This is a genomic window from Streptomyces sp. NPDC001599 (assembly GCF_042893535.1).
In the GTDB taxonomy this organism is placed as follows: domain Bacteria; phylum Actinomycetota; class Actinomycetes; order Streptomycetales; family Streptomycetaceae; genus Streptomyces.
On record NZ_JBIAVA010000029.1, the window covers coordinates 19,900 to 45,072 of the forward strand.

Sequence of the window (25,173 nt, forward strand, 5' to 3'; positions counted from 1 at the left end):
GCATGCCGAACCGCGCACGCCCCGCCGCCCTGGCCCTGGCCCTCGCCCCCGTCCTCGCCCTCGCCGTCTCCGGCTGCGGGGCGGACGTCTCGCCGGAGGCGGGGAAGGGGGAGGGCGCCCGGGCGTCCTCCGACGGCCACTATCCGGTGACGGTCGAGAACTGCGGCGAGAAGCTGACGTTCGAGAAGGCCCCGCGACGCGTGGTCACCAACGACGTGGGAATCACCGAGATCATGTTCGCCCTCGGACTCGAGGACCACATGGCCGGATACGTCATGCCCGACGACAAGGGCGACCTCACGAAGGTGCCGTGGAAGGACGGCTACCGGAAGACCACCTGGCTGTCGAAGGAGCGCATCAACAAGGAACTGGTCCTGGACGCCCGTGCCGACCTGGTCTTCGCGGGCTGGAACTACGGTTTCAGCGAGGGAGACGGATTCACCCCTCAGGCGCTGCGCCGCCTGGGCATCGACTCGTACCTGTTCAGTGAGTCGTGCCGCAACGGGCAGGGCAAGGCCCGCGGCGTGATGCCCCCGCTCGACGCGCTCTACACGGACCTGCGCAACCTGGGGAAGGTGTTCGACGTCGAGGACCGGGCCGAGACCCTCGTCGCCCGGTTCCGCGACCAGGTCGCCCAGGCGCAGGCGAAGGCCCCCAAGGGCGCCGACCGGCCCCGGGTGTTCCTCTACGACAGCGGCGAGGACAAGCCGCTCACCTCCGGGGCCTACGCCGGACCCCACGACATCATCACCAAGGCCGGCGGCGACCACGTCATGAAGGACCTGAAGGACAGCTGGACCACCGTGGGCTGGGAGACGGTCGTCGCCCGTGACCCCGAGGTGATCGTGATCAACGACTACGGGGACACCGCCGCCGAGCAGAAGCGCCGCTTCCTCAAGTCCTACAAGCCGCTCGCCAACGTCTCCGCCGTCAAGAACGACCGGATCTTCACCCTCGACTACGTCGACCTCGTCGAGAGCCCGCGCAACCCCGCCGCCATCACCTCGCTGGCGGCCTACCTGAGCGGCCTCGGCTCCTGAGTACCGGCCGGTGCGACGGCGCTCCGGCCCGTGCGCGAATTCCGGTCGTCAGACGTGCAGTTCGGCGGGAAAGCCCGTCCAGCGCAGCTCGGCGGGCAGGTGCCGCATGTCGTTGGCGAGCAGGACGGAGGCCGCCCGCCCGGGCGCGTAACGGATGACCGTGAGCGCCGCGTTGCAGTGGTTGAGGCCGAGCCACCGCCACCTCGGCGCGTGCATGGCGTCCCGGACGAGCCAGGCGATGAGGAAGTTGTGGGTGACGACCAGTTCGTGCCGGTCCCGGGCGCCGTCCGTCACCGCCCCCGTGAAAAGACGCAGCGCCTGACGGGCGAGCTCCGGGCCGCGCTCGCGTTCCTCGTCGGTGGCACCGGCGAGGAAGCGGAGGTAGAGGTCCGCCGACTCGGCCGGGAGCTCGGACCGTTCGGGCATGTGGGGCACGTAGTCACCGGCGGCTTCCGAGACGCGCGGCGTGATGCCCTCCAGTTCGTCCGCGACCAGGCGCGCGGTCTGTTCGGCTCGCGGCAGGGGGCCGTGGTGGACGGCGGCGAGGGGAATGCCGCGCAGGCGTTGACCGAGCAGGGTGGCCTGGCGCCGGCCGGCGTCCGTCAGCCCGCTCTCGTCCGGTGCGGCCTCACCGTGCCGGGCGAGGTAGAGGTAGCGGGTGGCTGTGCCGGTCATCGCGGACTCCTCGGGGCGGACGGGCGATCTTGTACGTCAACGGACGCCGGTACCCCGAGCGTTGGTTCCTCTCACGCCGTGAAAGCCGCTGAGCCGCGGAAGGAGGTACGTTCCCGCGGCCGCGTCAGCGCACGACCTCGGCCCAGACCACCTTGCCGGTGTCCGTCCACCGCACGCCCCACCGGGTGGTGAGCCGGTGCACCACGTGCAGGCCGCGGCCCCCGTCGTCGAGGAGCCCGCCCCGGCCCAGCCGCGGTCTGCCGTTGCCGGTGTCGCCGACCTCGCACAGCAGACCGGGACCGGCCCTGATCAGCCGTACCGTGATGGGGCCGCCGGCGAACCGGACCGCGTTGGTGACCAGCTCGCTGACCAGGAGCAGCACGCTGTCCCGGGTGCTGTCCCTGGTGCGCCACTGCCGCAGCAGTGCGGAGACCAGTGCGCGGGCCCGGGCGGCCGCGTCGTCGCGAGCGGGCAGCCGCCAGGTCGCGGTGTCCCCCTTGCGGTAGCCGATCGTGCGTGCGATGAGCAGGGTCACGTCGTCGCGCTGGTGCGACGGCATCACCTCGGACACCACCCGGCGCACGGCCTGCTGCAACGAGTCCCACGGATGCACGCCGGACACGGCGTCCGCCAGCCTGGCGATGCCCTCGTCGATCGGCACGGCCGGATCCTCGACCAGACCGTCGGTGTAGAGGGCGAGCAGGGACCCCGGGGGTGCGACGAAGGTGTGCACGCCGTACGGCTCCCGCAGCGCGAACTCGGTACCCAGGCCCGGGTGCGGGCGGTCCGGAAGGGGGCCGGCGCGTCCGTCCGGCGACACCAGGATCGGGGGGAGGTGGCCGGCGCTGGACAGCGTCACCCGGTGGCTGACGGGGTCGTAGACGGCGATGCAGCAGGTCGACCCGAGCGCGCTGTAACCGGCCGCCAGCCCGGACTCCGCGTCGTCCAGCAGCGTCACGGTCTCGTCCAGGTGCTCGAGCACCTCGTCGGGGGCCAGCCCCGCGGACAGCAGCGCGCGGGCCTCCATGCTCAGCTGACCCATGGTGGCCGCGGCGCCCAGGCCGTGCCCGACGACGTCGCCGACGACCAGCGCGGTACGGCCGTCCGGCAGCGGGAAACTGTTCACCCAGTCTCCCCCGACGCCCGCGCTGTCGGGGGTGGCGGGCTGGTAGACGCTGGCGGTCTGGACGGTGCCACCGGCGGAGCGCGGCAGCAGCCGCCGTTGCAGGGCCAGCACCTGCGTGTGCTCGCGCTGGTGCTGGCGGGCCAGGTCCACGTGGTGGGAGGTCCTGGCCACCAGCTCCTGGAGGTCGAACAGCTCGCTGTCGGCGAAGGGGCGGTCCGCCCGCCGCCACACCTCCGCCACGCCCAGGACGACGGGCGGGTCGCCTTCCAGGACCAGCGGTACGCACGCCACTCCCGCCGACCGGTCTCCGGGCACCAGAGCACGTACCAGCCGCGGGCTGCCGAGCACCCGCTCGATCGCCTCCCGGTCGGGGATGACGATGGACTGCGGGGCGTCGGCGCGCCGTATCGCCTGCGACAGCAGACGACTCGCGTCGCTGGGCAGGTCCTCGCCCAGGGTCACGTACCCCTCGGGCCAGGCCCGGTCCGGCACCAGGGCCGCCCGGCGCAGCCGGATGCGGCCCTGCGCCCGCTCGGTGACCCCCTCGCCCGTCCACACGGCGAAGTCGAGGTCGACTGCGGCCACGTCTCCCCAGGCCAGCAGGGACTCCGCCAGCGACTGCGCCGTTTCGCCGATGTCCAGCGAGGTGCCGATAGCGGTCTCGGCGGCGTACAGGTGCAGCCTCCTGGCCATCGCGATCACGGAGACGGTCAGGCCCTCCCGGGGCGCGGCCGCGGGCAGGATGCTCATCGAGACCACCAGCTCCGACCCGTCGCCGCGCCGCAGCCGCTGGACCCGGGCGACGTGTGCCTCACCGGTGTCCAGGACCTGCCGCAGCCGCCGGGTGACCGTCGGCACGTCCCCGGGCGGCAGGAGATCGACGAACGGGCTGCCGACCGCGGCGTCCAGTCCCGCGAAGACGGGGGCCTCGAGATTGCGGTGGGTGACTCTCAGCTCCCGGTCCAGATTGACCGCACCGAGGATCTGCTCCTGCCGGCCCACCGGCGGACGGTCGTGCTCCGGCCGGGGTCCGCCGGAGTCGTCCCGCGGCTCGGCAGGACCGGCCGCCGCGGCTCCGCCACGCGGGATGTACCGCCCCAGGGCGCTGCTGACCAGGTCGAACGGCGACGAGGACGAAGGGGAGGGTGTGGAGTCCATGCGGCTCCCTCAGCTCGCTCGCCAACCCCGGCACAGTGCCGGGGCCGTACCCGAACCCGTGCGGAAGAGCCCCCGAGGATCCCGACCGCACACCCCATTCAATAACACGCGCGGACGCTTCGCCCACATCAGCGGGCCGCGCGGTGACCACGGAACGTAGCAGGGGGCCCCGGAGTGCCCCCTACAGCCACTCCCCTTCCAGAGCGGTGGCCGTCAGGCCCGGGGCGGCCGCGTACAGGACGGCACGGCTGCCCGCCTTCTGCCCGGCGTCGTGCGCCCGGCGCAGGATGTCGAACACGGCGGCGCCTCCGCGGTTGCCGCTGGTGTAGCTGTCCCGGCTGTACTCCAGGAGCCCCGAGGGCCACTCGTCGGGCATCGTCTGCTCCATGTACTCCAGCACCCGGGTCCCGCCGGGGTGCGCGAGCAGGACGTCGGGGTGCCAGGAGGAGGGGTCGTCCTCGTACCGGACGCGGAGCCACTCCCACATCGCGGTGACCGTCTCCTGCACCGCCCGCGGCCCGCGCCGGTCCATCACGAAGTGGGTGCCGTCCGCCCGCGTCTCCAGGCGGTGCAGGTCCCGCGTGCCCGGCAGGGTGTGGTGCCAGGCGGCGTCCAGCCGGAGCACCGACTCGGGCCTCGGGCGGCCGGTGACCACCGCGGCGACCGCGGTGTCCGCGAACAGCAGCCGGACGATCAGCGACTCCAGGGTGTCGTCCGCGGGCTGGTAGGTGGTACTCAGCGCCTCGGAGATCACGACCAGGACCACCCGGTCCGGGTCCGCCGCCACGAGGTCGGCCGCCAGCGCCAGGGAACGGGTCCCGGCCACGCAGGCCCACTGAGTGGCGGGCAGGAGCATGGTGTCGCCGCGCAGCGGGAGCCGGTTGGCCAGGGCGACGTCCAGTCCGGGCAGGGCCGGGGTGGTGGAGTTGCTGGTGATCAGGCAGTCGACGTCCGCGACGTCCAGCCCGGCGATCTGCAGGGCGCCGCGCGCCGCGCGCTCCCCGTAGGACTGCACGGCTTCCCAGGCCGGGGCGGTGCGCTCCTGGACGGTCTGCGGCGCGGGCACCGCCTGCAGGGCGGCGATCACGCGGTCCGCGTCCTGCTCGGTGAACCCGTCGCGGACCAGCGCCTCCCGGGCGGACGCGAGGTCGCCACCGGCGCCGGGAGCGACGGCGGCCTCCAGGGGGAGCATCCAGCCGCGGCGCTCGATGCCCGTACTGGCCGCGATGCCGTCGATCCGCGGTGCCCACGGCGCATGCGGGTGCCGGTCGCGTACTTCCTCGACGATCTCTCGGGTCTCGACGGAGTGCTCGCCGTGTATCACGGCGGGAGCGCACAGGTATGCGGCCACGATCGGCACCTTTCTACGGGGTCTGCTGCGGAGCAGTGAGGAAGGGGGAACGGCTGAGGAAGGGAACGGGGGTGGGGGAGAGGAACGGGGGTGGGGGAGAGGAACGGGGGTGGGGAGAGGGACGCGGGAGGGGGAAGAGCCACGCGTGCTGTGGCACGGCTCACGTCAGTACGCGTGGCCAAGTCGGCGGCGGCACGCGCCACTTCGCCCGGCACCGTTCACTTCGAGCATGGCCGTGAAAAGGGCATTTGCGCAGTGACCCACGCAACTTGGGCAGCCATGGGATGCGTGAGACGGCACACACGCCGAAGGCCGCCCCGAAGGGCGGCCGGCCGGGCCCGGTTCTACCGGCCGGGCCGGTGAAGTGCCGTGATGCCGGTCAGTACGAGGGTGATCCCGGCGAGGAACTGCTCGCGGTCGTCATGGCCGCGGACCTGGTCCGCCACGGCCCGGGTGAACGGGTACGCGTCCGGGTCGAGCCCCTCCCATGCCGTCGACACGGTGTCCAGGAACTCGCCCCGGTCCACCCCGGCCGCCGCCGGGCCGGCGCTCGCGGAGTTCGCGGCGTTCTGGCCGGCGGCGCCGAGGATGTAGTGCATGAGTGCCGAGGACGCCGTGAACCAGTCGGACTCGGGCACGCCCATCGCCTGGACCTGGCGGCCGAGGCTCTCGAAGATCCGCGGCGCCACCGTCCCCCAGGGCGTGCGGGACAGCTGCGTCGCCAGCTGCGCGGCCAGCCACGGGTGTGCTTCGGTCGCGTCCCACAGGCCCAGCGCGACGGTGCGGACCGCGTCCTGGGGCGACTCGGCGGCACCGGTGAATCCGACGGTCACGGCGGCGGTGACGACCGCTTCCGTGGCGGCGCCGAGCAGCTCGGCCTTCCCGGTGATGCGCCAGTAGATCGCCCCGGGACCGGTCGCGAGGTGCTCGGCCAGGGCGCGAAAGGTGAGGCCGCGCTCTCCCACGGTGTCGAGGAGCTCGACGGCGGCCCCGACGATGCGCTCCCGCGAGAGGGGTTCCTGCCGCCGTTCCGGACGGCGCGACCTGGTTGCCATGCGCCCATCCTAGACCGCCTGGAACGTCGTTCCAGCTTGACAGGGACTGGAACGGCGTTCCACCCTGGCGGTGGTGGAACGCCGTTCCAGCGCACGTCGCGGTCCTGCCGGGCCTCCGCCCCGGGACCGCCATCAGGAGGGAAGCACCATGACCACGCACGTCACGATCGTCGGCGCCGGACTCGGCGGCCTCACGCTCGCCCGCGTCCTGCACGTCCACGGCATCCCGGTCACCGTCCACGAGGCCGAGGCCTCCGCGGAGGCGCGCGCGCAGGGCGGGATGCTCGACATCCACGACAGCAACGGCCAACCCGCTCTTCGGGCCGCGGGACTGGCCGAGGAGTTCCGGGGGCTCGTCCTGGAGGGCCGTCAGGCCTCGCGGGCCCTCGCCCCGGACGGGACGGTCCTGTTCGAGGAGGGTGACGACGGCACGGGCGGGCGCCCCGAGGTGATGCGCGGCGAACTGCGGCGGATGCTGCTCGACTCACTGCCGGCCGGCACCGTCCGCTGGGGCCGCAGGGTCCGTGCCGCGCGCCCCCTCGGCGACGGCCGCCACGAGGTGGCCTTCGCCGACGGCACCTCCGTCGTCACGAGCCTCCTGGTCGGCGCCGACGGTGCGTGGTCCCGGGTGCGGCCGCTGCTCTCCGGTGCCGCACCCGAGTACGTCGGCATGTCGTTCGTCGAGACCTACCTGCTCGACGCCGACACCAGGCACCCGGCCACGGCGAAGGCGGTCGGCGAGGGTGCGATGTTCGCGCTCGCGCCGGGGAAGGCGATCCAGGCCCACCGGGAGAGCGGCGGGACCCTGCACGCCTACGTGGCCCTGCGCAGGCCGCGCGAGTGGTTCGACGGTATCGGTCTCCCCGGGACGGCGGGCGCCGCGCGGCTGGCGCGGGAGTTCGCCGGATGGGCGCCGGAGCTGACCGCGCTGATCACCGACGCCGACACCGCGCCGGTGCTGCGCCCCCTGCACACCCTCCCCGCCGCCCACCGGTGGGAGCGCGTGCCGGGAGTGACCCTGCTCGGTGACGCCGCCCACCTCATGCCCCCGTCCGGCGAAGGCGCCAACCTGGCCATGTACGACGGCGCGGAACTCGGCACCGCCCTCGCCGCGCACCCCGGTGACGTGGAGGCCGCGCTCACCGCGTACGAGCGGGACCTGTTCCCGCGCAGCGCGGCGGAGGCCGCCGACGCGTCCCGGCTGCACGCGCTGATGTTCGGCGACGACGCGCCGCACGGTCTGATCGAGATGTTCGCCGGACAGCGGTAGCGGTTCGGCGTCCCCCGGTGCGGGCCGCTCGTGAAGGGCCGACCACTGCCCGGTTCCGGTTCCGCCGGCTCAGGCGGACGTCGGCGTGTCCGAGGGCAGCGTCCGGGGGGCCGGGCGGGCGCCGTCACCCCGCCGGGGGCGGATGCGGGAGGCCAGGCTCCAGCGGCCCGGACCGAGAGCGGCGACCAGGAGGAACGACCAGCAGAACATGGCCGCCGACTCCCCGCCGTTCTCGATGGGGAAGAGCCCGTCGGGCTGGTGCTCGACGAAGTAGGCGTACGCCATGGACCCGGAGCACAGGACGGCCGCCGTGCGGGTCGCGAGACCGCACAGAACCAGCGTGCCGCCGACGAGTTGCACCACGGCGGCCCACCAGCCGGGCCACGCGGCGAAGCCCGGAGCGGGCCCGTGCGGACCGCCCATGACGTCGAACAGGGTGGCGGCTCCGTGGCAGGCGAACAGCAGGCCTACGACGATGCGGAAGAGCGCGATCACGTGCTCCCTGCGTTTTTCCAGCGCTTCCAACGGTGGTGCTCCTCTCTTGCGCAACGACCGCCGGGGGAACCGGGCGGCCGGTGGGGATGGTGCGCAGCACGGGGCGGGGCCGACGGCGTCCCGAGGGAGGGGGAGACGCGCAACCCATTCGACTTTTAACCATCGCGACGACCCTTGTCTAGACCAATAGCGCAACGAGTTGCGCAGGAGGGTCGTCGCGTCAATTACGCACCGCCCCTTGCCGGTTGATGCTGCGCGAGCTCTTGACCGGACCGGCTCCGTCGCTATGGTCTAGACCTGAAGTCGTCAGGTCTAGACCTGTATCCGAAAGGGGCACGACATGCGCACCAAGAGACGGGTGGCCATCGCGGTCGGGGCGCTGGTCGCTCCGTTGCTCGCCGTCAGCCTTCCGGCGAGCACGGCAAGCGCGCACGGCTGGGTGACCTCGCCCGGCAGCCGGCAGGACCAGTGCGCCGCGGGGATCGTCGACTGCGGTCAGATCAAGTACGAGCCCCAGAGCGTCGAGGGCCCCAAGGGTCTGAGCAGCTGCAGCGGCGGAAACAGCCAGTTCGCCGAACTCGACGACGACAGCAAGGGCTGGCGCGTCACCCCGGTCGGCAGCACGCACACCTTCACCTGGCACCACACGGCACGCCACGCCACGGCCAACTGGCAGTACTTCATCGGCAGCCAGAAGATCGCCGAATTCGACGGCCACGGCGCGCAGCCCGCCCCGGACGTGAGCCACCAGGTGAACTTCGGCGGCTTCACCGGCCGTCACAGGGTACTGGCCGTCTGGAACGTGGCGGACACGGGCAACGCCTTCTACTCCTGCATCGACGTCAACATCGGCGGCACCGGCGGGGGCGACGGGGGTGGCGACGGCGACGGCGACCCGGGCGCCTGCGACGGGCCGGTGTGGAGCGCCGGCAGCGTCTACAACGGCGGCGACACCGTCTCCTTCGGCGGCCACAACTGGCGCGCCAAGTGGTGGGTGACCGGCGAGGAGCCCGGAACCACCGGCGAATGGGGCGTCTGGGAAGACCTCGGAGCCTGCGCGGCCGCATGAAGCGACGGGCCGGCGCGCACCGGCCACGGCGCGCGCCGGCCCCCGTCGCAGCCCGGACGCCGGCCGGTGACGAACGGGTCCGCTTTTCCGGAAAGCCGGTAAAATAATTCCACAGCGGAAAGGGGGTCGTGATGGATCCGTGGCTGATCTGGCTGATCGTTTCGGCGGTCCTGATCCTGGCGGAGATCTTCACGCTGACCGCCGCACTCGGAATGCTGGGAGTGGCCGCGCTGATCACCGCCGGATCCGCGGCGGCCGGCCCTTCCACGCCTTTTCAATTCCTCGTGTTCACGGTCGTCTCCGCGGTCACCCTCTTCTTCCTGCGCCCCGTCGCACTGCGCCACCTCGTCCAGCCCCAGACGCAGCGATTCGGGGTGGACGCCCTGGTCGGCCAGGCCGCCTACGTCGTCTCCGATGTGACTGGAAGGGAAGGCCGGGTCCGTATCGGCGGTGAGGAATGGACGGCCCGTTCCTACGACGAGACGCTGGTGATTCCCCGGGGTGCGACCGTCGACGTCCTGGAGATCAGCGGCACCACCGCATTCGTCTATCCCCGGGAGTGACCATGGAAGCCTCGGCGTTCCTCATCGCCGGTGTGATCATCGCGCTTCTCGCCGTTTTCACCGTGGTGCGGGCGGTGCGCATCGTGCCGCAGGCCCGGGCCCGAAACGTCGAACGGCTCGGCCGCTACCACCGCACGCTGAAACCCGGACTCAGCGTGGTCATCCCGTACATCGACCGGGTCTACCCGGTGATCGACCTGCGCGAACAGGTGGTCTCCTTCAAGCCGCAACCGGTCATCACCGAGGACAACCTGGTCGTCGAGATCGACACCGTGCTGTACTTCCAGGTCACGGACCCGCGCGCGGCCTTCTACGAGATCGCGAACTTCCTCCAGGCGGTCGAGCAGCTCACCGTCACCACCCTGCGCAACGTCGTGGGCTCCATGGACCTGGAGAAGACCCTCACCTCGCGCGACACCATCAACAGCCAACTGCGCGGAGTGCTCGACGAGGCCACCGGCAAATGGGGGCTGCGGGTGAACCGGGTGGAGATCAAGGCGATCGACCCGCCGCAGTCCATCAAGGACGCCATGCAGAAGCAGATGCGGGCCGAACGGGACAAGCGGGCCGCGATCCTCGGTGCGGAGGGCCAGCGCCAGTCGCAGATCCTCACCGCCGAGGGCGACAAGCAGGCCGCCGTGCTGCGCGCCGAGGGCAACCGCACCGCCGAGATCCTCAAGGCGGAGGGCCAGTCCCGGGCCATCGACGAGGTCTTCCAGGCCGTGCACCGCAACGACCCCGACCCCAAGCTGCTGGCCTACCAGTACCTCCAGGTGCTGCCCCAGCTGGCGCAGGGCTCCGGCAGCACGTTCTGGGTCATCCCCAGCGAGGTCACCTCCGCGCTCCAGGGGGTCTCCCGCGCCTTCACCGAAGTGCTGCCGCAGTCGCCGGCCACCCGGGAGAGCCCGTCGGACGACGGTGCCGCCCAGGCGGCCAGCGACACGGCGCAGGCCGCGGAGGCCGCCGCGCAGGCCCTGGCCGACGCGGCCAGGGCCAACGGCGTGCCTCCCGAGGGCCACGCGGCGTGACGGCTACGGGGTGATGCGGTTGCCGCCGAAGGTCACCACGAGCGTGCCGTCCGAGTCGTAGGACCAGTCGAGGGCGCCCGCGTACGCGGCGCACCGGGAGCCGTTCGAGCCGGTCCAGAACTGGTTCGAACCGTCGGCGTCGCCCACGGTCTTGTCGTTCGACCCGTCGTCGGCGCGGCACGAGGTGTTGTTCCGGAACACCGAAGTGCCCTTGTCGAAGGAGAAGTTGCGCTCGGCGTTGTCGATGCTCACATTGTCCGAGATCGTCATCGTGCCCGGGTTCGAGTTGTAGGTGAACCCGTGCTTGCCGTTGTGGTACGCGATACTGCGGCGCACCACGTGGTCGACCTCGATGTCCTCGCCGCCGAGCTTGTAGCCGTTGCGGTCGCCGCTGGAGTTCTGCGTACCGTCGGAGAGGGTGCCGTTCTCGTAGGCCAGGGAGTCCTCGATGGTGACCGCGCCGATCGCGCCCGTCTCGGACTTGGTGTAGAGGTCCCAGCCGTCGTCGATGTTGTTGTGGGACACGGCGTGGCGGAAGACGTTGCCGGGACCGACGGTGAGCTTCGCGGCGAAGCCGTCGGCGTCCTCGCCGTCGGAGTCGGCGTTGTCGTGCGACTCCGCGCTCAGGATCAGGTTGTTGGACGGCCACTGGTCGCGGGGGGTGTCCGAGGTCGTCCGCGAGAGCTGCAACCCGGTGTCGCGGTTGAAGCGCGTCACCGTGCGCTCGAACACGTTGTTGCTGCCGCCGACGAAGATGCCGTTGTCCCCGGCGTGTTCGACGACGATCCCCTTGACGTGCCAGTACGACCCGTTGACCGCGAGGCCCCGGTTCGAGGAACTCTCCGACTGGGCCGAGAAGTTCAGCACCGGTGTCTCGCCCGGGTAGGCGGTCAGCTCGGTGCGGTCGCCCGAGGTGCCGTCGTTGCCCTGCGGGACGGTGACCGTCTGCGCGTACCGGTAGGTGCCGCCGCGCAGGTAGATCGTCCCGCCGGGGGAGACCCGGTCGATCGCCGAGGTGAGGGTGGTCGGGTCGGACTCCGTCCCGGACGCGCCGTCGCTGCCGTCCGGCGACACGTACAGCGCGGAGCCGGACGGCGGCGGCGTGGTGTCGTCGCCCGCCACCTCGGCGTCGACGTAGTCCACGTTCGGCAGTCCGGCGGACGAGGTGGGGGTGAGCCTGACGGTGTTGTTCCCGGCCCGCACGGGCACCGTGACGGTCTTGGTCACCCACGTGTCCCAGGCGCCGGTGGTCTCGAAGGAGGCCGAGGCGACGCGCGAACCGTTCACCATGATGTCCGCGGCCCGTGCGCCGTCGGTGCCGTTCGCGAAGCGCACCTCAAGCGTCGCGGTGCCCGCGGCGGGCGCGGTCACCGTGAACTCGGCGAAGGCGCCGACCGCGTTGGTGCCGTTGCAGAAGCCGCTGCCGGAGTAGCCGGACCAGTCGGAGTCGATGGTGCCGGTGCAGACCGCCGACGTGGTTTCGGCCTCGTAGCGGGCGGACGCGGCCTGCGCGGACGTGCCGGACAGAGCGACGAGCGTGCCGCCCAGCAGGGCGACGCTCGCGATGACGGGTCTCACTTGCATCGTGTCTCCAGGGGGGTTGGGTCCGACCAGGACTCGGTGGGAGGATCGACTGGAGAAAGCGCTTTCCCGGGTCTTCCCGTCGGACACTAGAGACTTGCCGTGGACGCGTCAACGGTCTGGTATATGATTTCTGTTCACGACCATGAATACCGCGATGCTCAGCCGAGAGCTGGCCCCGTGATGGGTCGGCCGTCGGCGTCGTAGGGCCAGACATTGGTCCGGCAGCCGTGCAGCCCCTTGATCTGCTGCATCATCACCGGCGCCGGGCGCCCCGCCCCGGGGCAGCCCTCATGCCCGTGGCCCAGGAAGTGCCCGACCTCGTGGTTGATGATCAGCGCCCGGTACGACGTCACGTCGTCCGCGTAGTACTGCGTGGCCAGCAGCCACCGCTTGAGGTTGACCATGACGTCCTGGCCCACGTTGCAGTTGACCTCGCCGCCGGTGTCCAGGCCGTACTGGCCGCATATGTCGTCCACCGTCGCCGCCGTGGCGAGCCGTACCCGGAAGTCGGACGCGCCGCCGGACACCCGTCGGAACCCCACCTTCCCGTCGGCCGTCCAGCCTCGCTCGTCGGCCAGGATGCGCTCGACCTCGGCCGCGACGTCCGGTGCCGAGATCCCGATGCCGTCCTCTACCTGCACCACGTACGTCAGCGTCCGCCCGCTCCCGCCGACCCGGTCGCCGCTTCCGTCCGCGGTGGCGAACGTCCCGGGTCCGGACGACGGAATCGAGCCGGGGTCCGGCTTCTCGTCCTCGTCCGTCCCGTCCTTCTCCTTCCCGTTCTCCTTCCCCTTCTCCTTCGCCGGCGAGGCGGTCGGCCCGTCCGTCGGCGCGTCCCCCGTCCCACCGGCCCGGTGCGACTCGGGCCCCTCGGTCACGGAGGACGCGCCGGCCGTGTCGGTGGGGCCGTCGGAGGGTTCCGATGCCCCCCTGAGGGCCAGCCCGCCGGCGAGCACCAGGACGGTCCCGGCCGCGAGTCCCGGCCACAGCAGACGGGGCCGGGCACTGCGTCGGCGGCGGGAGCGGCCGCCGCGGCGTCGGCGGCCCGCGGCGGAGGACGGTGGGGGAGACGGTCGGCGGCGCTCATTCATGATCACAAAGCCTGCCCGGGGCGTGTGATCGTCCGTGGACGGCTTTTGGACCGCTGTGTAACAGCCGTCACCCGCCCCTGGTCCGCCACCCGCGCACACGCATACTGAGGTCCATGCCACGGGTCCTGATCATCGAAGACGACCGCGCCGTCCGGGACGGCGTGCGACTGGCCCTGCGCCGACAGGGGCACGAGGTCGCCGCCGCCGCGACCGGGGAGGACGGACTGGAGCAGCTCCGGTCCTTCCGGCCCGACGCCGTGGTCCTCGACCTGATGCTGCCGGGCATGTCGGGCCTGGAGGTGTGCCGCCGCATACGCGCCCACGACCAGGTGCCGATCATCATGGCCACCGCCCGCGGCGACGACACCGACATCGTCGTCGGACTGGAGGCCGGAGCCGACGACTACGTCGTCAAACCGGTCCGCGCCCGCATCCTGGACGCCCGCATACGCGCCGTGCTGCGCCGCGTGGGCGGCACCGCGGACGACCAGGGCACACCCCGCACCGAACACCACGGCGACCTGGTCATCGACCGGGCCGGGCTCACCGTCACCCACCAGGGCCGGCCCGTCGCCCTCGGCCCCTCCGAACTGCGGCTGCTGCTCACCCTGTCCGCCTCGGCGGGGCAGGTGTTCAGCCGCCAGCAGCTCCTGGAGGCCGTGTGGGAGCACAACTACCACGGGGACGCGCGGCTCGTGGACGCCTGCGTCAAGCGACTGCGGTCCAAGATCGGTGAGTCGCCGGGCAGCCCGCGCTACGTCCACACCGTGCGCGGCTTCGGCTACCGGTTCGGACCCCGGTGAGAGCTCCGCGGGTGCTGCGCGCACTGATGGGGCTGCGCCTGCGGCTGGTGGTGACCTTCACCCTCGTCGCCGTCGTGGCCACGGTGACCACCGGCGCACTGACCTTCCGTGAGGCACGGACCGGGGTCCTTCAGCAGAGCCAGGACACGGTGATCGAGGAGTTCCGGCACCGCGTCAACACCCTGGTCCCCAACTACCGGTTCCCGCCCGACGCGGCCGGCCTGAACTCGTTCGCCAACGACGTGTCCAGGGGCGGGCGGTCCCAGCAGTGGCGGGTCCTGGTGGCCTACCGGGACAAGAGCGCCACGTCCGTCCCCGGGGACTCCTTCGCAGAACTGTCCCCGGCGATGCGCCAGTCCGTGCTCTCCCGCCGGGCCACCGTGTTCCAGCGGGTCTCGCACGACGGCCACTCCGCGCTCGTCGTCGGCATGCCCGTCACCTTCTCCGGCCAGTACAGCACCGAGCGGCGGGCCTCCGGTCTCGAGGTCTACCTCACCGTGCCGCAGCAGGAGGAGCAGGGCTACGTCGACGCGCTGGTCACCGCGATCGAACGCGCCACCGTGCCCGCCCTGGTGCTGGCCGTCCTGATCGCCCTCCTGGCCGCCCGCGGCGTCCTGCGGCCGGTGCGGGCGCTGCGCCGGGCGACCCGGAGCATCGCCGAGGGCCGGCTGGACACCCGGCTCGCGGTGCAGGGCTCGGACGAACTCGCCGATCTCTCCCGCACCTTCAACGAGACCGCCGCGGCGCTGGAGGGCTCGGTGGCCGAACTGCGGCGCATGGAGGCCGGTGCCCGTCGTTTCGCCGCGGACGTCTCCCACGAACTGCGCACCCCGCTGGCGGCGATGTCGGCGGTCACCGACGTGCTGGACGAGGACGCGGCCGGGCTGGACGAGGACACCGCGACGGCCGTACGCCTGATCAGCGCGGAGACCACGAAGCTGGCCGCGCTCGTGGACGACCTGATGGAGATCTCCCGCTTCGACGCGGGCGCGGCCGCCCTGCACCTGGACGAGATCGATCTCGCCGAGTCCCTGCGCCGCACGCTCGCCACCCGCGGCTGGCAGGACACCGTGGAGACCGGCCTGCCGGAGCCGGGACAGCTGCGCGGCCGCGTCGACCCGCGCCGCCTCGATGTCGTCGTGGCGAACCTCGTCGCCAACGCCCTGCGGCACGGCGCGCCCCCGGTCCGTCTGGACCTGCGCGCCCAGGACGACCCCCGAGCCGGAAGACAGGCGGTCGTCACCGTCCGCGACGGCGGGGACGGCATCCCCGAGAGCGTCCTGCCCCACGTCTTCGACCGCTTCTACAAGTCGGCCGACGCCCGTGCCCGGAGCGAGGGCAGCGGCCTCGGGCTCTCCATCGCCACGGAGAACGTACGCCTGCACGGCGGAACCGTCCGGGCGGCCAACCACCCGGAGGGCGGCGCCGTCTTCACGGTCGTCCTGCCGCTGCGCCCGGACGACACGGAGGACCGGACGCCGCCCCCGGTGGAGGAGGACCGCACATGAAACCGTCCGCACGCGCCTTCCCGCTGCTGCTCGCGGCGCTGCTCCCGCTCTCCGCCTGCGGGATACCCGAGACCGGAGTGGTCGAGGCGGGCGAACCCGCCACCGGCGTCCTGGATCCGGGCGTCACGTCCGCGCCCTCGGAGTCCGTGCCCGAGGCGGTGCCCCTGGTCAAGGTCCCGCTCTACTTCGTCCGGGACGGTTCCCTGGTCGCGGTGGACCGCACGGTGCCGGGCTCGACCGACCTCGGCAGCAGCGTGCTCATGCTGTTCGAGGGACCGGACGACCAGGAGCGCGGGAGGGGGCTGACGACCGAGCTGCCGCCCGCGGCCGAGGCCCCCACCATCCGCACCGACGGCACGGGGGTCACCGTCCAGCTGCCGCGGAGCGCCGGGAGCCTCAGCGACACGGCCGTCGACCAGCTGGCCTGCACGGTCGCCGTCGCCCGGCTGCGGCAGGACCCCGCGCTGGGCAGGGCGCAGGTGACCGTGGAGCAGCCCGGCGGCCGGCTGGCCGGCCGCTCCAGCGACGACTGCCCGGTCGGCGCCGCCCGCAAGACCCCCGAGGGCCCCGGGACCGCCGAGAGAACGGCGACCCCCGACACCGGCGGAAGCGTCGGAGGAACCGGCGGCACCGGCGGCTGACGGCTCGCAGGCAACCCCAGGGATCTCCTTCCCCTCCTCCAACCGGGGGCGCCCGTAAGGGCGTTGCCCCGGACCGAGGTACCACCGAGGTGTTGAGGAGCGGATTCTTGATACGTGCTCGAACGCTGTGGGCCGCCGCGACAGCGGCCCTGACCCTGGTGGGCGTCGCGCCCGCCGCGGCCCAGGCCGCGCCGGAACCGCCCGGCGGCCCCGCATCCGTACGGGCGGTGGCGAACGGCACCGCCGGCCTGCCGCCCGGCTGGCGGATCACCGGCACCGGCAAGGCGAGATCCCTGGAGTGGCGCTCCCCGCGGGTCGTCCCGCCCGGCGACGCACGGGTGGAGTTCCACACCGCCGGCCGCCTCCTCGGCGTACCCGAACCGGACCGCGACGGCAGGACCTTCCGCTTACCCCTGGAGGAGACCCGGCCGGGCGCACCGCAGGAGCTGACCGACCTCCAGGTACGCGCCGCGGGCCGCCGGCTGGACCAGGAACCGGGAGCCGCCGCCCGGCAGCGCCGCCCCTCACAGGCGCCCCCGGCGAAACTCCCGCCCCAGCTCCCCGCCGGCACCGTCGACCCGGGCCGGCCCGGCCGGTTCGCCACCGCCACCGGCGAGTACACGCTCGACCCGGTACGACTGCCCGGCCTGTCCGCCCCGGTGGAAATGCGCGGCGTGGTCGTCGCGCCGAAGGGAGCGACCGGCAAACGCCCCCTCGCGCTCTTCCTGCACGGCCGCCACGCCACCTGCTACGTCCCCGGCCAGGGTGAGGAGGCCGTCACCATCGACTGGCCCTGCGCCGACGGCGCCCGGCCCATCCCCAGCCACCGCGGCTACCTCCAGGACCAGGAACTGCTGGCCTCCCAGGGCTATGTGACCGTCTCGATCTCCGCCAACGGCATCAACGGGCAGGACGGCGACCTCGAGGACGGCGGCGCCCAGGCCCGTTCGTCACTGGTGCGCTCGCACCTGGCCCGCTGGGCCGACTGGGCCGCCAGGGCCTCCACGGCTCCGGCCGCCGTACGCCGGGGCCCGAAGGCCGACCTCTCCCGCGTCCTGCTGGTCGGCCACTCCCGCGGCGGCGAAGGCGTCGACCGGGCGGCCATGGACAGCCTGTACCCGCCGCCCGCGGCCCAGGACGGCTACCCGGGCCGGGCTCGCTGGAACATCCGCGGCACCGTGCTCATCGGTCCCACCGCCTTCGGCCAGAACCCGGTGCCCGACGTGCCGTCCCTGACCGTCCTGCCGGGCTGCGACGGCGACGTCTCCGACCTCCAGGGGCAGTTGTACGTCGACGGCACCCGCGGCGTGAGTCGGGGCCGCGCCCTGCACAGCGCGGTCCACATCACGGGCGCCAACCACAACTACTTCAACAGCGAGTGGACGCCCGGCCAGGCCCAGGCACCCGCGTCCGACGACTTCTGGGACGACCCCGAGGACCCCGACCCGGTCTGCTCGGCGGACAGTCCCACCCGGCTCACCGCCGGGCAGCAGCACCGCGCCGGCGCGACCTACATCGCCGCCGCCGCCCGGCTGTTCGTCGCCGGTGACGACCGGGTGCGCGAACTGGTCGACGGCACCGGCCGCCGCGCCCCCTCGGCCGACCCGGCCCGGGTGCTGACCCACGCGGTCGGCGCCGGCCGCGGCGCCGGATTCCTGCCGGACACCGGCGTTCAGGTGACCGGCGGCGGACGCCTGTGCTCCGCGGTCGACCCCGACCCGGGCGTCGCCTGCCTCGGCGAGGACGCGCACGGCTCCTCACCGCACTTCGCGTACTGGCAGCCGGAACGCGAGACCGGCCGCGGCGCGATCGCCCTGGACTGGTCCGCGCCCGGCACCGCGACCCGGGTCCGTCCCGGCGCACCCGTCTCCCTGAACGGCGCGCGGAGCCTCGCCCTGCGCGTCATCGTGCCGCCGGGCAGCACCGGCACCCGGCTCGACGTGGCCGTCACGGACGCCGCCGGCCGGCGTGCCACCCTCGGCGGCGTCCACGCCGACGGCCTGCCGGGCAGCGATCGCACCGCGTCCTACTGGGCGCAGGAACTGCGGGTACCGCTCACCGCCGCCACCCGCGCCGGAGTCGACCTGCGCCGCGTCACCGCACTGGAACTGACGCCCCGTTCCCGCGCCGGCAAGGCCTGGCTGATGGACGCCTACGCGTGGCACCCCGGTACGCCCCAGGTGCGGCCGGCCCCGCTGGCCCGCGTCGACGTCGGCCGGACGACGGTCCAGGAGGGCGACTCGGGCGTGCGCACCTACCACGTCCCGGTGCGGGTCTCCGGCAAGGGCACCGGCACGGTCCGGATGTACGTCATGGAAGGGTTCGGCACGGCGGTCGAGGAGCGCCTGGTCACCGTACGGTCCGGCCGCCCCTTCGTCGACGTGCCCGTCAAGGTGACGGGCAACAAGCGCTACGGCGGCGACTCGAGCCACGACCTGCTGGTCAAGGCGGTCCACGGCTCGGTCGTCGGCTCCTACGCCGGCGGCGTGACGGTCGCGGAGGACGACCCGATGCCGGAGATCGACGTCACGCCCGTCGCCGACAAGGTCACCGAGGGACAGCCGTTGCGCTGGCGGGTCTCGCTCTCGGAACCCGCCGACGTGGACCTGTACACCGTGCTGGTGCCGGTCCCCGACGACACCCGTCCCGAGCTGTCCACCAAGGACGTCGACCAGGACTGGCTCCTCGAGACGGTGGGCGAGGTCCCGGACGGGGAGGTCCCGCTCTCCCGGCTGGACTACTTCGCGCTCTGGATCTCCGTCCCGCCCGGTGAGACGGAGACCGAGGTGACCGTGCCCACCGTCGGCGACGAGGTCGCGGAGCCCACCGAGTACGTCGGCTTCCAGAACACCGACGACGAGGGCGAACCACGGGGTCCGGTGCTGACCGGCACCGTGCTCGACGCCTCGTAACCCGATCGCCGCGCGCGGGTGCGGACCCGGCACCGTCCGGTCCGCGCCCGCGTGCGCCAGGTGGCCCATCCGCCGGACGCCCGGCGGCGGCCTCGGCGTGGTCGTGGGTCTGAGCCCACGGCGCCTGGGTACTCTCCGCCGCATGGCGGTGGACAGAAGGACGGAGTCGCCGCGCCGGACACCGGCTCGGCAGCGGACGAACCGCACGCTGGGCCGGGCGCTGGTGCGGTGGGCCACGACGACCGATCACAAGGTGATCGGTCATCTCTACCTCGCGACGTCGTTCGGCTTCTTCCTCCTCGGCGGCGTCCTCGCCATGCTGATGCGCAGTGAACTCGCCCGGCCGGGGCTGCAGTTGTTCAGCAACGAGCAGTACAACCAGCTGTTCACCGTGCACGGCACCATCATGATGCTGCTGTTCGCGACCCCGCTGTTCGCCGGGTTCACCAACGCCATCATGCCCTTGCAGGTCGGCGCCCCCGACCTGGCCTTCCCCCGGCTGAACGCGCTGTCGTACTGGATGTACCTGTTCGGCGGACTGATGGTGGTGGCGGGATTCCTGACGCCCGGGGGAGCGGCCTCGTTCGGCTGGTTCGCCTACGCCCCCCTGAACAGTGCCACCTTCAGTCCGGGCCCGGGCGGTGACCTGTGGACGATGGGTCTGGTGGTGAGCGGTGTGTCGACCACACTCAGCGCCGTCAACTTCATCACCACCATCATCTGCCTGCGCGCCCCGGGCATGACCATGTTCCGGATGCCGATCTTCACCTGGAACATCCTGTTCACGTCGATCCTGGTGCTGCCCGCCTTCCCCGTGCTCACCGCCGCGCTGCTGATGCTCGAGGCCGACCGCAAGTTCGGCGCGCACGTCTTCGACGCGGCGGGCGGCGGGGCGCTGCTGTGGCAGCACCTGTTCTGGTTCTTCGGGCATCCCGAGGTGTACATCGTCGCGCTGCCGTTCTTCGGCATCGTCACCGAGATCATCCCGGTCTTCAGCCGCAAGCCGATCTTCGGCTACGTCAGCCTGGTCGGCGCCACCATCGCCATCACCATGCTCTCCGCGGTGGTGTGGGCCCACCACATGTTCGCCACCGGTGCCGTGCTGCTCCCGTTCTTCTCCCTCATGTCGTTCCTCATCGCGGTGCCGACCGGGGTGAAGTTCTTCAACTGGATCGGCACGATGATCCGCGGCTCGCTCTCCTTCGAGACACCCATGCTGTGGGCGTGCGGCTTCCTGGTGACGTTCCTGCTCGGCGGCATGAGCGGCGTCCTCATCGCCTCCCCGCCGCTCGACTTCCATCTGACGGACTCGTACTTCATCGTCGCCCACCTGCACTACGTGCTGTTCGGAACGGTCGTCTTCGCGATGTTCGCCGGCTTCTACTTCTGGTGGCCGAAGTTCACCGGCAAACTGCTCGACGAACGTCTCGGCAAGATCCACTTCTGGACCCTCTTCGTCGGCTTCCAGACCACCTTTCTCGTCCAGCACTGGCTCGGCGAGCAGGGCATGCCGCGCCGCTACGCCGACTACCTGGCCGCGGACGGCTTCACCACGCTGAACACCATCAGCTCCATCGGCGCCTTCCTGCTCGGGCTGTCCACACTGCCGTTCCTCTACAACGTGTGGCGCACCCACCAGTACGGCGAGAAGGTCGAGCGGGACGACCCCTGGGGCTACGGCCGTTCCCTCGAATGGGCCACCAGCAGCCCGCCGCCGCGCCACAACTTCACGTCCCTGCCCCGGATCCGCTCCGAGTCCCCGGCGTTCGACCTCCACCACCCCGACGTCACCCGACACGATCAGAGGCATGTGCAGTGAGGACCGAATCCCGTCTGTTCACCGGAGTGGCGGTCTTCTTCGGCGCCGAGGCGGCCCTCTACGGCTGGTGGTCCCGTGAGCCCGCCGGCACCGCCGCCCTCGTCATCGCCTTCCTCATGGCCTCGCTCGTCGCGTTCTTCCTGCGCGTGCAGTACCGCAGGCGCGGGCTGCGGGCGCAGGACCGCGGCGAGGGCGAGGTCGTGGACACCGCGGGGCCGCTCGACTTCTTCCCGCCGCGCAGCGCCTGGCCGATCACGATCGCGCTGGCCGCCGTGGTGCTCGCGTTCGGCATCGTCTTCGGCCTGTGGCTGGCGCTGATCGGCTTCGGTCTGCTCGCCATGGGGGTCTGCGGACTGGTCTTCCAGTACGCCGACCGGGGCGTTCAGCGCTCCGGATCGCCCGAGTAGGCGTCCCCTTCCACCGCTTCCGCCGACGCCACCGTTTCCGCCTCGGCCACCGAGTCCCGCTCCGGCTCCGCGTCCTCGACGTCGACCCGGTCGCCGTAGTACCACTCGCTGAGCGTCGCCCGCAGCCGCCCCACGTGCGGAGCGTCGCCCTCCGCCGCGGACGGCGCGAGCGGCTCGGGCTGCCTGCGGGCCCGCAGCACGTAACGCTCCTCGGCGTCGAGGGGGCCGTGGCTCTCGGCGTAGCCGCCCGCCAGGGTCTGGTGCACCTCGCCCGTCTCCTCGCCCTCGGTCAGCCGCTCGCGGTCGTGCTCCTGCAGCGCCAGGCAGACGCGCTTGGTCACGGCGAAGGCCAGTGGCGGCGCCACCACCAGACTGACGCGGAAGATCCACGTGAGCAGGTTCAGCGAGATGTGGAACGTGTGGGCGAGGATGTCGTTGCCGCCCGCCAGGAGCAGCACCGCGTAGAAGACGATCGCGGCGACGCCCAGCCCGGTGCGCACCGGCTTGTCCCGGGGCCGGTCGCACAGGTGGTGCTCCTCGTGGTCGCCCGTCACCCAGCGCTCGAAGAACGGGTAGGCGTACAGCACCGCGAACAGGGCGCCCGGCAGCAGGACCGCCGGCACCAGCACGTTCCACATGACGGTGTGGCCCGCCACCGCCGTCTCGAACGGCGGCATCAGCCGCAGCGAGCCCTCCAGGAAGCCGACGTACCAGTCCGGTTGCGAGCCCGTGGAGACGATGTCGGGGCGGTAGGGGCCGTACGTCCAGATCGGGTTGACCTCGGCCACCGCGGCGAGCACCGTCAGGAGGCCGAAGACCATGAAGAACAGGCCCGTGGAGTTCGTCATGAACTGCGGGAACATCGGCTTGCCCACCGCGTTGCGGTTGGTGCGCCCGCGGCCCGACCACTGGGTGTGCTTCAGGTAGAACACCAGGATCAGATGGAGGGTGACCAGCGCGACCAGCAGCGCCGGGAGCAGCAGGATGTGCACCGAATACAGCCGCGGGACGATGTCGTCGCCGGGATACTCGCCGCCGAACACGAACATGCTGACGTACGTCCCCACCACCGGGATGGACAGCATGATCCCCTGCGCGATGCGCAGCCCCGTCCCGGACAGCAGGTCGTCCGGGAGCGAGTAGCCGGCGAAGCCCTCGGCGAGCGCCAGCACGAACAGCGTGACGCCGATCAGCCAGTTGATCTCACGCGGTCGGCGGAACGCCCCGGTGAAGAAAATCCGCAGCAGGTGCACTCCGATGGCCGAAAGGAACACCAGCGCCGCCCAGTGGTGGACCTGCCGGATCAGCAGCCCGCCGCGCACGTCGAAGCTGATGTCCACCGTCGAGCGGTAGGCCTCCGACATGCTCACCCCCAGCAGGGGCTGGTACGAGCCGTCGTAGACGACCTCCGTCATCGAGGGCTTGAAGAACAGCGTCAGCCACACCCCGGTCAGCAGCAGCACGACGAAGCTGTACAGGGCGATCTCGCCCAGCAGGAACGACCAGTGCTCGGGGAAGGCCTTGCGCAGCAGCCCCCCGCCCTCGGAGACGGGGAGCCTTCCGTCGGCCCAGTTGACGGTGTGTTCGGCCGCGTGGCGGGCCCGCGCACCGGCGCGGGCCCTTCTCCTCTGCAACAGCACGGCGCATGGGTTCCCCACCGCCCGTGCCGGAAACTACGCACCGGCCCGGTACGGTCACCCTTCGGCTTGACGGGTCAGTCAGCGTCCGCCGGGCCCGCCGCTGCCGAAGGAGCCGCTGCTGCCCTCGTCCCAGCGGGGCCGCTTCTGGTCGGAGGCGGTACGGCTGCCCTGGTGCCCCATCTCGTGCGGCAGCGTGCGTTCGTCGCTCCGCGGCATCTCGTCGGGCTCCCTGCGCTCCCGCTCCTCGTGGACGGGACCGTCGTCGGGCATGCGGGGCTGCTCCTCGGGACGAGGCGGCGGCGGCTCCCGGCGCTTTTGCCGACTGCCGAAGGCGAACGCGCCGATCAGCACGGCCACCACCACGACGGCCGCGACGATCAGCCAGACGGCGAGCGCGCCGGAGCCGCCCGCGGCCAGGTCCATCCATGCGTTGGTCATGGAGCGCGGGTACCCCCGGCCCGCGCGGCCAACCTGCTGGTCGCGACCGCGACGCCCGCGTCCGCGAAGAGCGGGCCTTTCCGATCGGCAACAGCCCGGAACCCTTGGAAACACCGGGTCCGGCCGTTTGGCGCCGCGGCCGGCGGCAACCCGCTCGGTGTGACATCGACGACGACTTCCCAGCAGGAACTGTTCCGCTTCCTCGAGGACCGCTTCGCGTGCGCACAGGCGTGCACCGAGTGCGCCCGGGCCTGCGCCCTGCGGGCGAGCCTCGTGGACCCGGACGGGACCGAGAACCAGGAACTCGTGCGGCGCAGGGGCATCATGTGCGCGGAGGTCTGCGACGCGACCTGCCGGGTGCTCTCCGAGCAGAACCAGGTGGACGAGGCCGCCATCCGCGCCCAGCTGGAGTGGTGCCGCCAGGTGTGCCTGGAGAGTGCGCACGTGTTCGACGAACACCAGGGCGCCGAGGAGAGCGCCCAGGCCTGCCGCGACTGCGCCCGCGCCTGCGGAGAGTTCCTGGCCACCCTGCGCTGAGGCCCTGGGAACGGGTCCCGCGCCGCGTTAGCCTGCCCGTATGGCGGCGACACGGACCGACGGCGACCCGGGACTGTTCGGCCCGGACTCCGTGACCTGGCAGGCGCACGGCGACCCGATGATGTGGGTGGCCGGCATCCGCGCCCTCTACCTCCAGGCCCTGCATCCGCGCGCGGTGCGCGGCGTGATGCAGAACAGCGACTTCCGGCGCGACGCGTGGGGTCGGCTGATGCGCACCGCGGGCTTCGTCGGCACCACGACGTACGGCACCACCGAGGCCGCCGAGCGGGCCGGGGCCCGGGTCAGGAAGATCCACAGCATGCTCGGCGCCACCGACCCCGACACGGGCGAGCGCTACGGCGTCGACGAACCCGCCCTGCTGCTGTGGGTGCACTGCGCCGAGATCGGCTCCTACCTGCACGTCCTGCGCCGCTCCGGATTCCCGCTCACCGACGCCCACGCCGACCGCTACCTCGCCGAACACCGGCACAGCGCCCGTCTCGTCGGCCTCGACCCCGCCGCCGTACCCGCGAACCGGGCCGAGCTGGCCGCCTACTTCGCGCGGGTACGGCCCGAACTGGCCGCGGGAGCGGACGCGCACGAGGTGGACGACTTCCTGCTCCGCCCGCCCACGCACCCCCTCCTGGTCCCGGCCCGCGAGCTGCTGTGGCGGCGGGTCGCCCGTCTTGCGTACGACTCCCTACCGCCGTACGCGCACGAGCTCTACGGCAGACCCGCACCCCCGCCCGCCACCGTCACCCGCCGGCTGCGCGCCACGGGCACCCTGCTGCGCCACGTCCCCGCACGTCTGCGCTGGCAGCTGCCGCCCAAACACATCCTGCGCGCCATGGCGCGGCTCGGCCCGGAGGTGCGCCCGGCGCCATACAAAATCGGACGACAAGCGGCCATACTGGACCGGCCAGGGGAGGGCGCGGCGGACTGAACCACGGGGGCGGGCGAAGT

The 25,173-nt window shown here is 72.2% G+C and carries 22 protein-coding genes; 13 read left to right on the plus strand and 9 right to left on the minus strand.

Annotation, left to right across the window (positions count from 1 at the left end; translation table 11 throughout):
• The first annotated feature begins 2 nt into the window (after positions 1–2).
• Positions 3–1,040: an ABC transporter substrate-binding protein gene (locus ACFYZ3_RS37880; RefSeq protein WP_388527801.1), complete on the plus strand. Its 1,038-nt coding sequence runs from the start codon at positions 3–5 to the stop codon at positions 1,038–1,040.
• A gap of 48 nt (positions 1,041–1,088) precedes the next feature.
• Here ACFYZ3_RS37880 and ACFYZ3_RS37885 read toward each other — a convergent pair whose 3' ends face one another.
• The 4 genes from ACFYZ3_RS37885 to ACFYZ3_RS37900 form a co-directional block, all read right to left on the minus strand.
• Complete coding sequence (locus ACFYZ3_RS37885; RefSeq protein ID WP_388527805.1) at positions 1,089–1,715, minus strand: histidine phosphatase family protein; 627 nt, start codon at positions 1,713–1,715, stop codon at positions 1,089–1,091.
• Between the two features lie 124 nt (positions 1,716–1,839).
• On the minus strand, positions 1,840–3,999 hold the full coding sequence (locus ACFYZ3_RS37890) for a SpoIIE family protein phosphatase (RefSeq protein WP_388527808.1): 2,160 nt from the start codon (positions 3,997–3,999) through the stop codon (positions 1,840–1,842).
• A gap of 181 nt (positions 4,000–4,180) precedes the next feature.
• On the minus strand, positions 4,181–5,350 hold the full coding sequence (locus ACFYZ3_RS37895) for a type III polyketide synthase (RefSeq protein WP_388527811.1): 1,170 nt from the start codon (positions 5,348–5,350) through the stop codon (positions 4,181–4,183).
• A 344-nt stretch (positions 5,351–5,694) separates the two neighbouring features.
• A complete protein-coding gene (locus ACFYZ3_RS37900; protein WP_388527814.1) occupies positions 5,695–6,405 on the minus strand; it encodes a TetR/AcrR family transcriptional regulator in 711 nt (236 codons plus the stop codon).
• 148 nt (positions 6,406–6,553) lie between these two features.
• Here ACFYZ3_RS37900 and ACFYZ3_RS37905 point away from each other — a divergent pair, with 148 nt between their 5' ends.
• The gene (locus ACFYZ3_RS37905) at positions 6,554–7,675 is read left to right on the plus strand and encodes an FAD-dependent oxidoreductase (protein ID WP_388527817.1); all 1,122 of its coding nucleotides are present in this window, start codon (positions 6,554–6,556) and stop codon (positions 7,673–7,675) included.
• A gap of 69 nt (positions 7,676–7,744) precedes the next feature.
• On the opposite strand, the gene ACFYZ3_RS37910 is transcribed toward ACFYZ3_RS37905, so the two are convergent.
• A complete protein-coding gene (locus ACFYZ3_RS37910) occupies positions 7,745–8,200 on the minus strand; it encodes a DoxX family protein (protein ID WP_388527820.1) in 456 nt (151 codons plus the stop codon).
• 310 nt (positions 8,201–8,510) lie between these two features.
• On the opposite strand from ACFYZ3_RS37910, the gene ACFYZ3_RS37915 reads away from it, so the two are divergent.
• The 3 genes from ACFYZ3_RS37915 to ACFYZ3_RS37925 all read left to right on the plus strand — a co-directional run bounded on the left by ACFYZ3_RS37915 (position 8,511) and on the right by ACFYZ3_RS37925 (position 10,830).
• A complete protein-coding gene (locus ACFYZ3_RS37915) occupies positions 8,511–9,239 on the plus strand; it encodes a lytic polysaccharide monooxygenase (RefSeq protein WP_388527823.1) in 729 nt (242 codons plus the stop codon).
• 131 nt (positions 9,240–9,370) lie between these two features.
• Positions 9,371–9,802: an NfeD family protein gene (locus ACFYZ3_RS37920; protein ID WP_388527826.1), complete on the plus strand. Its 432-nt coding sequence runs from the start codon at positions 9,371–9,373 to the stop codon at positions 9,800–9,802.
• Between the two features lie 2 nt (positions 9,803–9,804).
• A complete protein-coding gene (locus ACFYZ3_RS37925) occupies positions 9,805–10,830 on the plus strand; it encodes an SPFH domain-containing protein (protein WP_388527829.1) in 1,026 nt (341 codons plus the stop codon).
• A 3-nt stretch (positions 10,831–10,833) separates the two neighbouring features.
• On the opposite strand, the gene ACFYZ3_RS37930 is transcribed toward ACFYZ3_RS37925, so the two are convergent.
• Positions 10,834–12,414 carry a carbohydrate-binding protein gene (locus tag ACFYZ3_RS37930; RefSeq protein WP_388527831.1) on the minus strand — a complete coding sequence of 527 codons (1,581 nt, stop codon included), beginning with the start codon at positions 12,412–12,414 and terminating at the stop codon, positions 10,834–10,836.
• A gap of 158 nt (positions 12,415–12,572) precedes the next feature.
• Positions 12,573–13,505, minus strand: coding sequence for a DUF3152 domain-containing protein (locus ACFYZ3_RS37935; protein ID WP_388527834.1), 933 nt, complete (start codon positions 13,503–13,505; stop codon positions 12,573–12,575).
• 113 nt (positions 13,506–13,618) lie between these two features.
• On the opposite strand from ACFYZ3_RS37935, the gene ACFYZ3_RS37940 reads away from it, so the two are divergent.
• The 6 genes from ACFYZ3_RS37940 (at position 13,619) to ACFYZ3_RS37965 (ending at position 21,595) form a co-directional block, all read left to right on the plus strand.
• Complete coding sequence (locus tag ACFYZ3_RS37940) at positions 13,619–14,308, plus strand: response regulator transcription factor (RefSeq protein ID WP_003971915.1); 690 nt, start codon at positions 13,619–13,621, stop codon at positions 14,306–14,308.
• Positions 14,309–14,334: 26 nt separating this feature from the next.
• Complete coding sequence (locus tag ACFYZ3_RS37945; RefSeq protein ID WP_388527878.1) at positions 14,335–15,816, plus strand: ATP-binding protein; 1,482 nt, start codon at positions 14,335–14,337, stop codon at positions 15,814–15,816.
• Complete coding sequence (locus tag ACFYZ3_RS37950) at positions 15,813–16,457, plus strand: hypothetical protein (RefSeq protein WP_388527837.1); 645 nt, start codon at positions 15,813–15,815, stop codon at positions 16,455–16,457. Before ACFYZ3_RS37945 ends, ACFYZ3_RS37950 begins: the two co-directional genes overlap by 4 nt.
• A 107-nt stretch (positions 16,458–16,564) precedes the next feature.
• Positions 16,565–19,369: a hypothetical protein gene (locus ACFYZ3_RS37955; protein ID WP_388527840.1), complete on the plus strand. Its 2,805-nt coding sequence runs from the start codon at positions 16,565–16,567 to the stop codon at positions 19,367–19,369.
• A 97-nt stretch (positions 19,370–19,466) separates the two neighbouring features.
• Positions 19,467–21,188, plus strand: a complete 1,722-nt coding sequence (ctaD, locus tag ACFYZ3_RS37960) for a cytochrome c oxidase subunit I (RefSeq protein ID WP_388527843.1) — start codon at positions 19,467–19,469, stop codon at positions 21,186–21,188.
• A complete protein-coding gene (locus tag ACFYZ3_RS37965) occupies positions 21,185–21,595 on the plus strand; it encodes a cytochrome c oxidase subunit 4 (protein ID WP_356864644.1) in 411 nt (136 codons plus the stop codon). The genes ctaD and ACFYZ3_RS37965 overlap by 4 nt, the downstream gene beginning before the upstream one ends.
• On the opposite strand, the gene ACFYZ3_RS37970 is transcribed toward ACFYZ3_RS37965, so the two are convergent.
• Together ACFYZ3_RS37970 and ACFYZ3_RS37975 are read right to left on the minus strand one after the other, a co-directional pair.
• Entirely contained in the window at positions 21,571–23,235 is a 1,665-nt protein-coding gene (locus ACFYZ3_RS37970) for a cytochrome bc complex cytochrome b subunit (protein ID WP_388527846.1), read from the minus strand. The two genes, ACFYZ3_RS37965 and ACFYZ3_RS37970, sit on opposite strands and share 25 nt — an antisense overlap.
• Before the next feature lie 78 nt (positions 23,236–23,313).
• A complete protein-coding gene (locus ACFYZ3_RS37975) occupies positions 23,314–23,673 on the minus strand; it encodes a DUF6479 family protein (protein WP_356864642.1) in 360 nt (119 codons plus the stop codon).
• 159 nt (positions 23,674–23,832) lie between these two features.
• On the opposite strand from ACFYZ3_RS37975, the gene ACFYZ3_RS37980 reads away from it, so the two are divergent.
• On the plus strand, positions 23,833–24,210 hold the full coding sequence (locus ACFYZ3_RS37980; protein WP_388527850.1) for a four-helix bundle copper-binding protein: 378 nt from the start codon (positions 23,833–23,835) through the stop codon (positions 24,208–24,210).
• A 40-nt stretch (positions 24,211–24,250) separates the two neighbouring features.
• Entirely contained in the window at positions 24,251–25,153 is a 903-nt protein-coding gene (locus ACFYZ3_RS37985) for an oxygenase MpaB family protein (protein ID WP_388527853.1), read from the plus strand.
• Positions 25,154–25,173: the final 20 nt, after the last annotated feature.

Bases quoted from the DNA above. Each gene is read 5' to 3' on its own strand.
- ACFYZ3_RS37880 (WP_388527801.1), top strand. From the start codon at position 3: ATGCCGAACCGCGCACGCCCCGCCGCCCTGGCCCTGGCCCTCGCCCCC.
- ACFYZ3_RS37885 (WP_388527805.1), bottom strand. From the start codon at position 1,715: ATGACCGGCACAGCCACCCGCTACCTCTACCTCGCCCGGCACGGTGAG.
- ACFYZ3_RS37890 (WP_388527808.1), bottom strand. From the start codon at position 3,999: ATGGACTCCACACCCTCCCCTTCGTCCTCGTCGCCGTTCGACCTGGTC.
- ACFYZ3_RS37900 (WP_388527814.1), bottom strand. From the start codon at position 6,405: ATGGCAACCAGGTCGCGCCGTCCGGAACGGCGGCAGGAACCCCTCTCG.
- ACFYZ3_RS37905 (WP_388527817.1), top strand. From the start codon at position 6,554: ATGACCACGCACGTCACGATCGTCGGCGCCGGACTCGGCGGCCTCACG.
- ACFYZ3_RS37915 (WP_388527823.1), top strand. From the start codon at position 8,511: ATGCGCACCAAGAGACGGGTGGCCATCGCGGTCGGGGCGCTGGTCGCT.
- ACFYZ3_RS37920 (WP_388527826.1), top strand. From the start codon at position 9,371: ATGGATCCGTGGCTGATCTGGCTGATCGTTTCGGCGGTCCTGATCCTG.
- ACFYZ3_RS37925 (WP_388527829.1), top strand. From the start codon at position 9,805: ATGGAAGCCTCGGCGTTCCTCATCGCCGGTGTGATCATCGCGCTTCTC.
- ACFYZ3_RS37930 (WP_388527831.1), bottom strand. From the start codon at position 12,414: ATGCAAGTGAGACCCGTCATCGCGAGCGTCGCCCTGCTGGGCGGCACG.
- ACFYZ3_RS37935 (WP_388527834.1), bottom strand. From the start codon at position 13,505: ATGAATGAGCGCCGCCGACCGTCTCCCCCACCGTCCTCCGCCGCGGGC.
- ACFYZ3_RS37940 (WP_003971915.1), top strand. From the start codon at position 13,619: ATGCCACGGGTCCTGATCATCGAAGACGACCGCGCCGTCCGGGACGGC.
- ACFYZ3_RS37945 (WP_388527878.1), top strand. From the start codon at position 14,335: ATGGGGCTGCGCCTGCGGCTGGTGGTGACCTTCACCCTCGTCGCCGTC.
- ACFYZ3_RS37950 (WP_388527837.1), top strand. From the start codon at position 15,813: ATGAAACCGTCCGCACGCGCCTTCCCGCTGCTGCTCGCGGCGCTGCTC.
- ACFYZ3_RS37975 (WP_356864642.1), bottom strand. From the start codon at position 23,673: ATGACCAACGCATGGATGGACCTGGCCGCGGGCGGCTCCGGCGCGCTC.
- ACFYZ3_RS37985 (WP_388527853.1), top strand. From the start codon at position 24,251: ATGGCGGCGACACGGACCGACGGCGACCCGGGACTGTTCGGCCCGGAC.